We start from the raw sequence: 14,065 nt of genomic DNA on the forward strand, positions 1-14,065 counted from the left end.
AGATCCGTCAGTGAACTCTGCGGGAAAACCGGTCGACCAGTACCCGTACGCCATAGGCCTTGATGCCCTTCGCAGGCAGAACCGGGAATATCCTCACTGGCGAGAGAAAACCGAATGATCGGGTTTCGACTCATCCTTAGTGCGCTCTATACCGACTCAGAACTCCGCTTGATAGCGAAGTTTGCACCTCTAGCAAACGGCAGATCAGCTACGAACCTCGCCTGACCTGAAATTGCACTTTGACAGCCAAGCAATTCAACAGGTTAAATCCCTTGGCACGCGGACTGCATGGTCAGCTTTCGCCCTTCCCGCTTCAATTCAGTTTTCTACGGAGTACCGCCTTTGGACGCCACCACCATCAACAGCCTGTTCCTGATCGGCGCGTTGCTGGTAGCCGCAAGCATCCTGGTCAGTTCTCTTTCGTCACGCCTCGGCATCCCGATTCTGGTCATCATCCTGGCGGTAGGGATGGTGGCAGGCGTCGATGGCGGCGGCATCATCTTCGATAACTACGCGGCGGCTTATCTGGTCGGAAACCTGGCATTGGCGGTGATTCTGCTCGACGGCGGGCTGCGCACGCGGGTGTCCAGTTTCCGGGTAGCGCTATGGCCAGCCTTGTCGCTGGCGACGGTAGGCGTACTGATCACCACCGTACTGACCGGCATGGTGGCCGCCTGGTTGTTCAATCTGAGCATCATTCAAGGCCTGTTGATCGGCGCTATCGTCGGCTCGACAGACGCCGCTGCGGTGTTCTCCCTGCTGGGCGGCAAAGGCCTCAATGAGCGGGTGACTGCCAGCCTGGAAATCGAATCGGGCAGCAACGACCCCATGGCGGTGTTTCTCACCGTGACCCTGATCGGCATGATTGCCAGCGGCCAGACCGGCCTGCATTGGGGCCTGCTGGGGCATCTGATTCAGGAATTCGGCATCGGCAGCTTCATCGGTCTGGGCGGCGGCTGGATTCTGTTGCAACTGGTCAACCGCATCAACCTGGCCGCTGGCCTTTACCCGATTCTGGTGATCGCCGGTGGTCTGGCGATCTTCGCGCTGACCAACGCTATCCACGGCAGCGGCTTCCTGGCGGTGTATCTGTGCGGCCTGGTGCTCGGTAACCGGCCGATCCGCAGCCGCCACGGCATCCTGCACATGCTTGACGGCATGGCCTGGCTGGCGCAGATCGGCATGTTCCTGGTGCTGGGCTTGCTGGTCACGCCGCACGACCTGCTGCCGATCGCCATACCGGCCCTGGGTCTGGCGCTGTGGATGATTCTGGTCGCGCGCCCGTTGTCGGTGATGGTCGGCCTGCTGCCGTTCAAGGCATTCCATGGTCGCGAGAAAGCGTTTATCGCCTGGGTCGGCCTGCGCGGCGCGGTGCCGATCATTCTGGCGGTGTTCCCGCTGATGGCCGGGCTGCCGCATGCCCAGCTGTATTTCAACCTCGCGTTTTTTATCGTGCTGGTCTCGCTGTTGCTGCAGGGTACCAGCCTGCCGTGGATGGCCAAGCTGCTCAAGGTCACGGTTCCGCCCGATCCTGCGCCCATTTCCCGGGCCGCGCTGGAGGTCCACGCCACCAGCGAGTGGGAGCTGTTCGTGTACCGTCTGGGTGCCGAAAAGTGGTGCATCGGCGCCGCGCTGCGCGAATTGAAAATGCCGGAAGGCACCCGCATCGCGGCGTTGTTCCGCGGTCAGCAGCTGCTTCATCCGTCCGGCAGTACGACCCTGGAAGTCGGTGACCTGCTGTGCGTCATCGGCCATGAGCATGACCTTCCGGCGCTCGGCAAACTGTTCAGTCAGGCCCCGCAACGCGGTCTGGACCTGCGTTTCTTCGGCGATTTCGTCCTCGAAGGCGATGCGCGGCTGGGTGAAGTCGCAGCGCTGTACGGCCTGAAACTCGACGGCATTGACCCGAATATGCCGCTCAGTCAGTTCATCGTTCAGAAAAACCGTGGCGAGCCGGTGGTAGGCGACCAGATTGAATGGAATGGAACTATTTGGACGGTTGCCGTGATGGACGGGAACAAGATCCAGAAAGTCGGCGTCAAATTCCCCGAAGGAACCCGCCCGGGCCCCGGACTGTTCCTTTAAACTGCCAATCCACACGTACCATCATGCGACCGGTGTCTATGTTTTCCCTGCGTTCCATTTGTGCTGCCGCACTGTTTGCGCTCTGCCTGTCTACATTTCCGGCGCTGGCCGCCGACCCGCCAACCGCTCAGGCTGTTCAGCAAAGCCTCGACAAGATCGCCGACCGCAAGCTGTCTGACGCGGATCAGAAAGCCTTGCAGCAGGTGCTCGAGCAAACGCTCGGGTTCCTCGCCAGCAAAGAGGACAGCGAGCAGAAGCTCAAGGCACTCAAACAGCAGCTCAATGAAGCCCCGAAACAGACCACCGACAACCAGCGCGAACTGGCCCGTCTGAAGGAAAGCAAGATCGTTCCTGTCACGCAACGCTATGGCGGCCTCGACGTGCCGCAGTTGGAGCAGCTTCTCAGCCAGCGCAGCACCCAGCAAAGCGATCTGCAGAAAGAGCTCAACGACGCCAACAGCCTGACCATTACCGCCCAGACCCGACCGGAGCGAGCGCAGGCTGAAATCAGTGCCAACCAGACGCGTATCCAGCAGATCAACAACATCCTCAAGAACGGCAAGGATAACGGCAAGACGCTGACCGCTGATCAACGCAACCTGCTCAATGCCGAGCTGGCGTCGATCAATGCCTTGAACCTGTTGCGTCGACAGGAGCTGGCAGGCAACAGCCAGTTGCAGGACCTCGGCGGCAGCCAGCATGACCTGCTGACCGAAAAAGTCGCTCGCCAGGAGCAGGAAATTCAGGACCTGCAAACCCTGATCAACGACAAACGCCGCGCCCAGTCGCAGAAGACCGTGGCCGAGCTGTCCCTTGAAGCGCAGAAGTCCGGTGGCAGCAGCCTGCTGGCGACCGAAAGTGCGGAAAACCTCAAGCTCTCCGACTACCTGCTGCGTGGCACCGATCGCCTCAACGAACTGACCCAGCAGAACCTCAAGACCAAACAGCAACTCGACAACCTGACCCAGACTGATCAGGCCTTGAGCGAGCAGATCAACGTCCTGAGCGGCAGCCTGCTGCTGTCGAAAATTCTCTACAAACAGAAACAGTCCCTGCCGCATCTGGAGCTGGACAAAGGCCTGGCTGACGAAATCGCCAACATCCGCCTGTACCAGTTCGACATCAATCAGAAGCGCGAGCAGATGAGCACCCCGAACGCGTACGTTGATCGTCTGCTCGCCACTCAACCGCCCGAAAACGTCACGCCGCAGCTGCGCAGAACGCTGCTGGACCTGGCGATCACCCGCAGCGACCTGCTGGAACGGCTGAACCGCGAACTGAGCGCGCTGCTCAACGAATCCATCACCCTGCAACTGAACCAGAAACAGCTGACCAGCACCGCGCTCAGCCTGCGCTCCACGCTGGACGAACAGATGTTCTGGATCCCCAGCAACAAACCGCTGGATCTGGAGTGGTTCCAGAACATCTGGCCGCGCCTGGAAAAACAGATTGCGACCCTGCCCTGGACGTCCAGCCTCAGCGAACTGTCGGACGGTCTGACCCAGCGCCCGCTGCTGTTTCTGCCCCTGCTGTTGCTGATCGGTGTGCTGACCTGGAGGCGCAAGGCGCTGTACCAGAAGCTCAACCGGCTGCATGCCGACATTGGCCATTTCAAACGTGACAGCCAGTGGAAAACACCGCTGGCCCTGTTGATCAACGTGCTGCTGGCGATGCCGGTTGCCTTGGGGCTGGCCCTATGCGGCTATGCGCTGCAAATCGACGCCCGTGGGCAAAACGCCAATCTGGGCGAGGCCTTGCTGCAAATCGCCCTGGCCTGGCTGGTGTTCTACACCGCGTATCGCGTGCTGGCCCCGCAAGGCGTCGCGCAATTGCACTTCCGCTGGGAAACGGCGCAGGTCGAATTCCTGCGTGGCTGGATTCGTCGTCTGGGCCTGGTGGTGCTGGCGCTGGTGGCGGTGGTCGCGGTTGCCGAACACCAGCCTGCGGCGCTGGCCGACGATGTGCTGGGTATTGGCGTGGTACTGACCTGTTACGCGCTGATGACCTGGCTGCTGGGCCGCCTGTTGATCTCAAGCCCTACGCACCACAACGCTTCGCTGTTCCGCAAGGCCATCGGTGTGGCGTTCACGGCATTGCCCGTCGCGCTGTTTCTGGCGGTGTGCTTCGGCTATTACTACACCGCACTCAAGCTCAGCGACCGGCTGATCGACACCCTGTACCTGATGATGATCTGGCTGATGGTCGAAGCCACCTTCGTCCGCGGTCTCGGCGTTGCGGCACGGCGTCTGGCCTATCAGCGCGCATTGGCCAAACGCCAGGCAGCGAGAGAAAGCGGCGACAGCGATATTCCGGTCGAAGAGCCAAAGCTGGACATCGAACAGGTCAACCAGCAGTCGCTACGTCTGATTCGACTGGCCTTGCTGGCCGGTTTTGTCGGCGCGCTGTACCTGGTCTGGGCCGAGCTGATCACCGTGTTCGCTTACCTCGACAACATCATTCTCTACGAATACACCAGCGGCACCGGCGCCAACATGAGCATGGTGCCGATCAGCCTGAGCGACTTCCTCGGCGCCGGGGTGATCATCGTCACCACCTTCGTGCTGGCGGGCAACCTGCCCGGCCTGCTGGAAGTGCTGGTGCTGTCACGCATGAACCTGGCGCAAGGCAGTGCCTACGCGACGACCACGTTGCTGTCCTACACCATCGCCGGCATCGGTTTCGTGACCACGCTGTCGACGCTGGGCGTGAGCTGGGACAAGTTGCAGTGGCTGGTCGCGGCACTGTCGGTAGGCCTGGGGTTCGGCATGCAGGAGATCTTCGCCAACTTCATTTCCGGCATCATGATCCTCTTCGAGCGCCCGGTACGGATCGGCGACACCATCACCATCGGTGCCCTGTCGGGTACAGTCAGCAAGATTCGCATTCGTGCCACGACCATCACCGACTTCGACCGCAAGGACATCATCGTCCCGAACAAGACCTTCATTACCGGCCAGCTCATCAACTGGTCGCTGACTGACACGATCACCCGCGTGACGCTCAAGCTGGGCGTGGATTACGGCTCTGATCTGGATCTGGTGCGCTCGTTGCTGCTGCAAGCGGCCCGGGAAAATCCTCGGGTGCTCAAGGATCCTGAACCCATCGTCTACTTCCTGAATTTCGGCGAAAGCACCCTCGACCACGAACTGCGCATGCACGTGCGCGACCTGGGCGACCGCAACCCGGTACTGGACGAGATCAACCGCTTCATCAACCGCGAGTTCAAGAAGCAGCACATCAACATCTCGTTCCGCCAGATGGAGATCTACCTCAAGAACACTCAGGGCCTGGAATACAAACTGGTCCCCGCCGAGCCGGCCGAAAAAGGCGACGCTCAGACCGGGAAAACCACCCTGCAACCGGTGGACACCAAAGTCGCCCCGGCGACCAAGGATGCGCCGGAGCCGCCTGAGTTACGGCTAGATTGAGGCTGAATGTGGAATGGCCGGCAGTGTGGGTGGCTGTCGGTTGTTCACGGTTTGCAAGCTGGACGCTATAGCCCCTTTAAGGCCTGTTCAGCTTCAACAATGATCACACCTAGCTTCAAGTCATAGGGCCATTGGTCAACGATGATTCTTGATATACCCAGATCGCGATTTTCTTTTCCTGGAAGATCATTTCGTGCAATAAAATCTAAAACAACTTGAAGTTTTTGTTTGAAATGCTCGAGCTGACTTACGGTGGTCACTGCCAGTACGTTCGGATCGGCTAGGTTGATAGCTTCGCTGATGTAATCGACGGCATGTGTGATCTTTTCGATGCATTTGTTTGGGGGTTTCATGGTTGTGCAGGACCCATGAGCAGGAGTTGGAGCAACCGAGAAAGCAGGCGTCACGGCCTTCATTGATGCAGGCTTTTTGAGCGATTCGCGCAACACTTTCAACGCTCACGACAGGTATCTAAAGCTCGATTGCTGAAGGGCGCCATGTACCTTCGGGAAGCTACTCACTATTGGTGGGACTTTCGGTCCTTAGCCATCTTGGCCGTCAACATTTTTTACGCCTATTTTTGGCGCGCCTCTGTAAGTTCAAGACAAAAATGAGTAGGCCGCCTCCAAATCTCCGTAGGACTGTAAATTTGTCTCGGTGAAAAGCTCGTATCCTGGAATATCTCGGGGCTCAACCATTTCCGTTATCTGGCCTCGCTCTGCTCGGCATAGCAAACTCTCAAGGCTCAACAATAATGTTAAAACGTCAGGGTCGCGCAGCTTATAAAACCCAAGTTTGTCGCGAAGCGTTGTGGCAGCCAATTTCAACGCCTTAGCATTCATATTTATGTTACTCCTAATTATCTATCGTGCCGATTAGCATAGGCGTAGACCATTCACTACGATTAGTTGCTATACTTCAGACCTACTCTAAGCCCCACCGGAATTTTTATGTTAAAACTCTATTACGGCTTTGAGTTTCATAACGACCTACATCAATAAATCTGAACTGATCGTCAATTTAATGCACAAAGTACATTTCACTGCCACTTGCTCACTGAGTTATTTTTGATTTCGCTTTTCACGAAGCATCTTTAGAATCGGAGGTTCGCCCCCCCATAATCTCAATTGAAAATACTGCATATACGTGCTCTAAATCACTATATTTTTGAAGCCCTTTTTCAGTAAAACGATAACGCCCCGGAACTTCTCCCACCTCTAAAGGAGAAAAGATACTTCTCGACTTTGCCAACTCCAGAAGTGGCCTTAAGTCATCATATAGACGTGCAGCTTGAATGTCTTTTTGGGCGTACTCTTTTAATTTATTTTCTAGGTTTTTGCCGCGATTTCAATTTTATCTACATCCATTTTCAGTTTCCTATTGTCCCAATTCTCACAGCTGGAGCCCAGCTTCCACGGTCTGGAACTATGTATTGTATTGCTTCAGAAGAACGCTCAATTACGCCTCCTAGTTCACTCATTGGAGCGATCTCACTAACATAGACCTTAGTAGATTTTAATGGTTTTATTTCATATATACCATACGTTACGCCCTCGCTCTCCAAAGGTAATCCAAAAAAATCGGCTAATGTCTTATCAGACTCAGAGGCTTTCATTAATTCTTTGCGCGTTGTGAAATAAGGTGAATATTCTGGATAGTCACCGCCTTCCACCACGATTTTTACTAATGGCTCATCTATAGTTTTTACAACCGGAAGAGCTTTACCAGATGCTAGTTGCCCCAGCGCTCTGTTATAGAGAGTCTCGCTAGACGCATTGGGCGCTGATCTTGCGAGAGCATCATAATAAGCCTGTCACTCTGGTGTAGCAAGATAAGCATCTATCTCAACTTTTTTAACGCCCAGCATTTTGAATGTAAGAAACTTTTTAATCTGCTGCTCTACTGATATAAATTCTGGATCTTGCTTGGCGTAGTGCTCACGCATGGTCACGGGCTCAACTTTAGCCAACGGTGCCGGCCCATCAACCCGCAACTCAGGCTCAGCCAATAGCCTTCGCTCATTACGCGCCAACCAATTCGCAAACTGCTTGTTCGAAATCTCGGACTGAAGCTTGGCACTGCGTGCTGCGATGCTGTCCATGCTGCCCATCAGGCCTGCCTTGACCTGCCCACGCGTCATATAGGTCACGATGGCCGTAAAGAGCAGCACCACCAGTTGCTCTTGGCCCTTTGCAAATTGACGGGCGGCACGATCAATGCGCTCCTGGATTACGCATGCCGAACCACCGGTAGGATCGAGGCCCTCGGGTTTCAGACCTTCGTCAGCGTGCCAGGCGGTAGCAAAGATTATTATCTTGACAGAAGGATTGAGCATCAAACTTTGAGAACTATCCAATAAATAATTATTTTGGAGGGTCAAATTTCTTCCCTGTCCATACGGCTATAGAGCCTCCAATTATAATTAGCAGCACGGTGGGCGGAGCCATGAGCAGGCAGAGCGCGAGGTAAGGTAAGGATTTTCTACCACAGGTGCATTTTCTATATATAAGCCCATACAGAGGAAGTAGATGCTCCCAGATCCAATAAACTGAAAAAACATCGACCAATAACATGAAGAAAACGAATATTGCCGCCCCCACTCTGAACAGTGTAGGCGACATAGAACGCGCCACTGTCTGAATCATCACCTAACGGGTGGTTCTTGGTATAAGATGCCTGTGGGTAGTTTTACTTTTAGCCCATTAGCTGATTGAGACGCGATATAGCTCACATCCATAATGGCTCGAGCTAGCTCGTAGTCCGTATCTTCAAACTCTTTAGCTCCTAGAGCGCCAAGTGACAAATCATGAAGCCTCGACTTGTCTTTTTCAACGCCTTCGAAAACTGCCTTGACATAGAGGAGCTGATTAATTACCGATGTATACACTGGGAACTGGGGATTACGCGCGCACCGATCCTCAGCAAGTATAAGAGCGTGATTTATATATTCCATTGCAGTATTAAATTTCATAGCTCACCCGAGTCTATCAGTTTGAATAATTCTCGTTGATCCGAGGTCAATTGCCTAGCACCGCCTATAGCATCATAAGGTTCCTTGGGTATAGAAAATTTGTCTAGTATCGGAGCAGCCGTGCTACGAAGCACTGTGACTTTTTCTGTGCTCTGATAAATATTTAAAACTCGTCGCGCCTCATAATTTGTTTTATAAATTAATGAATTAGGATTAATCCCAAGCTCTGTAGGCTTCACATTTGGAGTGAGAGAATACCACATACCCTGCCTTCCTCCTGGAACTTGAAACTGCCATAGCTTCTTGCCTGAGTTGATTGTCTCTAAGGTGACGGGCTTCGTAAAATCTATACCTTCCAAGTACGGCTTGTAGTGCTCTTCAGTAAAACCTCTGGATTCAAAATATCTCGCAGCAATCTCTTTATTTTCTCGGATCGAAATATCCTTTAGTACATCGCCCGTTCGTCCAAATTTTTTATTTAAGTATTCGCGACGTAGCTTTGCCAATTTTTCAGTATCTAGCTCCGGCGGCTCAGGCATGGGTTCCGATTGCGGTTTAGACTTTTCATATGGCCTATCCAAGTCAGGTGATTCTTTTCTAAACTGAGCAGGCCCATCAACCCGCAACTCAGGCTGAGCTAACAACTTCTGCTCATTACGCGCCAGCCAATTCGCAAATTGCTTGTTCGAAATCTCGGACTGAAGCTTGGCACTGCGCGCTGCGATGCTATCCATGCTGCCCATGAGGCCTGCCTTGACCTGTCCACGTGTCATATAGGTCACAATTGCAGTAAAGAGCAGCAGCACGAGCTGCTCTTGGCCCTTTGCAAATTGACGGGCGGCACGATCAATGCGCTCCTGGATTTCGTATGCCGAACCACCGGTAGGGTCGAGACCCTCGGGTTTCAGACCTTCGTCAGCGTGCCAGGCAGTCGCGAAGCCTTCCTGCAAGGTAGAAAGGCACGCAGGCAGACCTTGGTAAAAATATTCAGCGATAGATGAGAGGCCCAGCGCCAGCAGAATCAGATTGCCAACCTGTAGACCGATGCCCGCGCCAGCTGCCGCTACTGGCACAGCGCCGACACCAAAGAAGAACGCCCCGGCAACACCGCCAGCGACTGTCCCGACCGCAACACTGCCGCCCAAAATCATTGCCACTTCTTTGACCAGTTGCAGTAGCACGGGGAGGATCTGTTCGATCTCTATGGAAACCCACTTACGTCTGAGATTTGACTCGATGATGGGATAGGAAAGCCTCATCGCCGCTTTCACCGAGTCAATCCGGTTGCCCCCCATGAATCCGTAAGCTTGAGTCGCGGTGGTATTGACGCGTCGGGTGAAGCCATTCCAGCTGTCATGAGTGCTCTGCAGCCCATCGCTGTAAGCTTGATTCAACGTGTTGAATTTATCATCGAGGTTTCGCTCGATGTCATCCCAGCTTGGAATATTGGCTAAAAGGTCCATTTACAAATCGCAGTCCTTGGATTGAGGAGGCTCGCGTGGCTGGCCCAAAATTGACGCAGCCTGCCCCATGTGCGCGTAGCTTGGTCGAACCTGAGTTCTTGAGTCAGATCTCAAGACAGACTCATTTTTCTCATCTACGAAACAGACCACAACAGTGACAATAAGCCATCATTATAACGAGTTCACGCTTAACGTGACGGAACGTCTGGATATTTACTAACTGAGGGCTCTTTAGTCACTCTGTACTAAAACTCTTCGGCTATGTCGTATCCGACCGAAAATGCGGCGCTGTCACTGTAGTTGAAACGGCGCAACACCCCGGTGTGTCTTCTTTTCTGCTTCCAGGAACTGTAACCGTTTTGACAGATGCATTGGCCGTCTTTATTGGGCCCGAGGCATCTTCATTAGTTTTGGGCGAATGCGTCTGTAGCTTAATTCCTACGGGATTTTTAGAACTTTACGGTTAGTGCGTGTCAGTTGCAGATGTAACAAAAACGCTCTGAGAGGTTGATGCTGCGCACCAGACTCACACCGCGACCTGTCAGCTTTCGCGAATACCGCAGTGCTGGCTCCTCTGCCCCAATAGGTATTTAAAGCATCAGCGTTTGCGGGCGGTTTAGCGTTCGCGACCAGGTTGTCTGATGATGGCAACCCTGAATTGACGCGTGCTTTTTGGAGGTGGTATCTGTCTGTTGCCGTGCCGCAGGTGATCTCTGACTTGCGTTAAAAAGCGCGCATCAACCGAGCTGCAACACCCGGTTGCGCGTGAACGTCCCTGAATCAGCCCTCAACCCGCCCGATCACTGACTTGGCTTCGAAGTAGCCGCCAGGCTCCTTGCCAATCTTCAACTGCCCGGCACACGGCGCCAGAATCGACGTCTCCATCTTCATCGCTTCCATGATCGCGATCACCTGACCTCTCTCTACGGTTGCGCCCTCCTCGACCGCCCACGCGTGCAGATTACCGGCAACCGGCGTCAGCACGGCGTGTGGGTCCGGGGCCTCGGCAGCGGGTTGGCTGGCGTCAGCCGGTGCTGGCGAGTTCAGGCTCATGCCACGCAGCAGCGCAGCAGGCAGCCCCAGCTCATGGCGTTTGCCGTCGATTTCGACGAAGGTGCGCAGCACGCCAGGGTCGGCCGGTGCAGTGTTGCGCGGTGCAATGGTGACCTGTTCGGCGAAGTCGGTTTCGATCCAGCGGGTGTGTACCGCGAAGGTGTCGGCGGCGGTAAAGTCAGCATGGTCCATGACCGCCCTATGGAACGGCAGCACGGTGGCGACGCCTTCCACCTTGAATTCGGCCAGGGCGCGACGGGCGCGGCTGATGGCCTGTTCACGGGTTGCGCCGGTGACGATCAGTTTGGCAATCATCGAATCGAAATTCGGTGATACCCGTGAGCCTTCAGTCACGCCGGTGTCCAGGCGCACGCCCGGCCCGGAGGGTGGCTGGAAGACGTCGATGCTGCCCGGCGTCGGCAGAAAGCCGTTGCCTGCATCTTCGGCATTGATGCGGAATTCAAAGCTGTGGCCGCGTGGCACAGGCGTGCCGTCGAACGACAGCGGCAAGCCGTCGGCCACGCGCAATTGTTCGATGACCAGATCAATGCCGCTGGTTTCTTCAGTGACCGGGTGCTCCACCTGCAAGCGCGTGTTGACCTCCAGAAACGACAGCGTGCCATCGCCACTGAGCAGGAACTCCACGGTTCCGGCACCGACATAACCGGCTTCGGCGCAGACTGCACGGGCTGAGTCGTGGATACGCTGGCGCAAGTCTTCGTTCAGGTAGGGCGCCGGAGCCTCTTCGATCAGCTTCTGGTTGCGACGTTGCAGTGAGCAGTCGCGGGTGCCCACAACGACCACCCGGCCATGACGGTCGGCAATGATCTGCGCTTCGATATGGCGTGGACGGTCCAGAAAGCGCTCGACGAAGCACTCGCCACGGCCAAACGCCGAAACGGCTTCACGCACGGCGGACTCGTAAAGCTCGGCAACTTCATCAAGCTTCCAGGCGACTTTCAGGCCACGACCACCACCGCCGAACGCCGCTTTGATAGCAATCGGCAGGCCGTGCTGTTCGGCAAAGGCGACCACTTCGGAGGCGTCGTTTACCGGGTCTTCAGTACCGGCCACCAGCGGCGCACCGACTTTAAGGGCGATACGTCGGGCCTGAACCTTATCGCCCAGTGCGTCGATGGTCGCAGGATCGGGGCCGATCCAGGTCAGACCGGCGTCGATCACCGCGCGGGCGAATTCGGCGCGCTCCGAGAGGAAGCCATAGCCTGGGTGAACCGCATCGGCACCCGCACGGGCAGCCACCGCCAGCAGTTTCTCGATGTTCAGGTAGGTGTCAGTCGGGCGCTCGCCCTGCAAGCCATATGCTTCATCGGCCTGGCGCACATGCAGCGCATCGATATCAGCATCTGCATACACCGCTACTGAAGCAACGCCATAGTCACGGCAGGCACGGGCAATACGGACGGCAATTTCGCCACGGTTGGCAATCAGAACCTTTTTCATCGGTTATTAGTCTCGTCTGAAGTGGCGGGGCGCACTGGCTCGAAGGCACCCAGCGGGTTGAAGCGAATGCGGGCATTGACCGGAATCTGCCCGGCCTTGTCCAGATGGTAGGTGGCGACAGCGCCGATGACCGGGTAGCCGCCGGTCAGCGGGTGATCGGCCAGAAACAGCACCGGCTGGCCGCTTGGCGGCACCTGAATGGCGCCGACCGTGGTGCCTTCGCTGGGCAGCTCGCCACTGACGGCGCGCTCCAGCGATTGCTCGCCCGCCAGACGGATACCGATCCGGTTCGATTGCGGCGTTACCAACCACGTCTGTTGCGCCAGCAATTGCTGCGCCTCGGCGGTGAACCAGTCGCTGCGCGGGCCCATGACCACATCCAGGGTGATGACCTGATCGGCACGCGGCATGTCGAAGGCCGGTTGCTCAGCCACCGACACCGCCGGGCCGCCGGTCCTGCGCTTGAAGCCCAGCCGGTCACCGGCCGCCAGCGCCGGGGGCCCGACCTGGGCCAGCGTGTCCGTCGACAGGCTGCCGAGCACCTGCTCCTGAACGAAACCACCGCGAACCGCGAGGTAACTGCGCAGCCCGGCAGTCGGTGAACCGACGCTGACCTGATCGCCGGTCTGCAACGAAAAAGGTGCGTAGAGCGACGGCTGTAGCCGTTGACCTTCAGCGGTCAGGACCTCGATCGGTACCTGAGCGCCAGTCACCGCTAGAACGGCTTGCCCCTGACAGGTAAACGTCAGGCCACCCATGAGAATTTCCAGGCAAGCGCTGCCAGGGTCATTGCCGACCGCACGATTGGCAGCGCGCAACGCACCACGGTCCAGCGCGCCAGAGGCAGAAACGCCCTGCCCGGCCTGACCGGGACGGCCCAGGTCCTGAAACAGGGTTTGCAGGCCCGGCGCAATAATGTCCAGATAGTCCTCGGTGAGCGTCGAAGCCTGCTGACGAGCAGGCGCAGCCACCGAGACACGGGTGGCAGGCAGAGGCCCGGCATCAACGAAACGCACGCGATATCCGGGCTGCAGCAAGGCTGGCTCGTCGCGCTGCAAATCCCACATTCTCGATTCGGTGATACCGATGATCTGCCAGCCGCCGGGGCTGGCCTGTGGATAAATCCCGCTGAAACCACCGGCCAGCGCCACCGCCCCCGCCGGAATGCGGGTGCGTGGCGTGCTGCGCCGCGGGACCACGAAACCGGCACCGCCGCTCAGGTACGCAAAGCCCGGCGCGAAGCCGCAGAACGCAACGTTGTAGTCACTGCCGGTATGACGTTTGATCACCTCTTCGACGCTGATATCCAGCTCGCGGGCGACGTCGGCCAGGTCTTCGCCGTTGTAGTGGACCGGAATTTCGATCAGCTTGCCGGGCTCGCGTGCCTGACCGCGAATATCGCGTGACGCTATCTGCGTTGCCAAGGCGTCGAAGTCAATCGCTGCGGGGCGAAAATGCACCAGCAGGGTCCGCGCAGCCGGAACGATTTCTTCAACGCCTGCGATGGGCGTCTGCTGTAGCGATTCGAACAGGGCCAGGGTCTCGTCCAGATTCGACAGTTCAACCAGGAGCGCATCCAGGTTGGCCGGGTAGAAACGCATGAG

General features: G+C 56.5%; 7 protein-coding genes and 2 pseudogenes. 2 read left to right on the plus strand and 7 right to left on the minus strand.

Translation table 11 applies throughout. The features are described from left to right. Positions 1–342: 342 nt before the first annotated feature. A complete protein-coding gene (locus tag N018_RS23100; protein WP_024645423.1) occupies positions 343–2,085 on the plus strand; it encodes a potassium/proton antiporter in 1,743 nt (580 codons plus the stop codon). Between the two features lie 38 nt (positions 2,086–2,123). After that, positions 2,124–5,513 (plus strand): mechanosensitive channel MscK, encoded by a 3,390-nt coding sequence (mscK, locus tag N018_RS23105; protein ID WP_025390846.1) that lies wholly within the window; start codon positions 2,124–2,126, stop codon positions 5,511–5,513. 65 nt (positions 5,514–5,578) lie between these two features. Here the strand turns inward: mscK and N018_RS23110 are convergent, their stop codons facing one another. The 7 genes and pseudogenes from N018_RS23110 to N018_RS23140 all read right to left on the minus strand — a co-directional run bounded on the left by N018_RS23110 (position 5,579) and on the right by N018_RS23140 (position 14,062). Then, positions 5,579–5,962, minus strand: coding sequence for a hypothetical protein (locus N018_RS23110; RefSeq protein WP_229631190.1), 384 nt, complete (start codon positions 5,960–5,962; stop codon positions 5,579–5,581). Between the two features lie 125 nt (positions 5,963–6,087). After that, a pseudogene (locus tag N018_RS23115) lies at positions 6,088–6,355 on the minus strand (hypothetical protein). A gap of 1,109 nt (positions 6,356–7,464) precedes the next feature. Then, a pseudogene (locus N018_RS28730) lies at positions 7,465–7,818 on the minus strand (DUF6861 domain-containing protein); the annotation flags it as partial. A gap of 339 nt (positions 7,819–8,157) precedes the next feature. Beyond that, a complete protein-coding gene (locus N018_RS23125; RefSeq protein WP_025390849.1) occupies positions 8,158–8,484 on the minus strand; it encodes an immunity protein Tsi6 family protein in 327 nt (108 codons plus the stop codon). Then, positions 8,481–9,947, minus strand: coding sequence for a polymorphic toxin type 46 domain-containing protein (locus tag N018_RS23130; protein ID WP_025390850.1), 1,467 nt, complete (start codon positions 9,945–9,947; stop codon positions 8,481–8,483). Before N018_RS23130 ends, N018_RS23125 begins: the two co-directional genes overlap by 4 nt. A gap of 780 nt (positions 9,948–10,727) precedes the next feature. Next, positions 10,728–12,461: an acetyl/propionyl/methylcrotonyl-CoA carboxylase subunit alpha gene (locus tag N018_RS23135; protein WP_025390851.1), complete on the minus strand. Its 1,734-nt coding sequence runs from the start codon at positions 12,459–12,461 to the stop codon at positions 10,728–10,730. Beyond that, positions 12,458–14,062, minus strand: a complete 1,605-nt coding sequence (locus tag N018_RS23140) for a 5-oxoprolinase/urea amidolyase family protein (protein WP_025390852.1) — start codon at positions 14,060–14,062, stop codon at positions 12,458–12,460. The genes N018_RS23135 and N018_RS23140 overlap by 4 nt, the downstream gene beginning before the upstream one ends. Positions 14,063–14,065 lie beyond the last annotated feature (3 nt).

Source organism: Pseudomonas syringae CC1557, from assembly GCF_000452705.1.
GTDB lineage: Bacteria > Pseudomonadota > Gammaproteobacteria > Pseudomonadales > Pseudomonadaceae > Aquipseudomonas > Aquipseudomonas syringae_F.

Excerpts from the sequence above, each read along its gene's own strand:
- N018_RS23130 (WP_025390850.1), bottom strand. The coding sequence starts at position 9,947 with ATGGACCTTTTAGCCAATATTCCAAGCTGGGATGACATCGAGCGAAAC.
- N018_RS23125 (WP_025390849.1), bottom strand. The coding sequence starts at position 8,484 with ATGAAATTTAATACTGCAATGGAATATATAAATCACGCTCTTATACTT.
- mscK (WP_025390846.1), top strand. The coding sequence starts at position 2,124 with ATGTTTTCCCTGCGTTCCATTTGTGCTGCCGCACTGTTTGCGCTCTGC.
- N018_RS23135 (WP_025390851.1), bottom strand. The coding sequence starts at position 12,461 with ATGAAAAAGGTTCTGATTGCCAACCGTGGCGAAATTGCCGTCCGTATT.
- N018_RS23140 (WP_025390852.1), bottom strand. The coding sequence starts at position 14,062 with ATGCGTTTCTACCCGGCCAACCTGGATGCGCTCCTGGTTGAACTGTCG.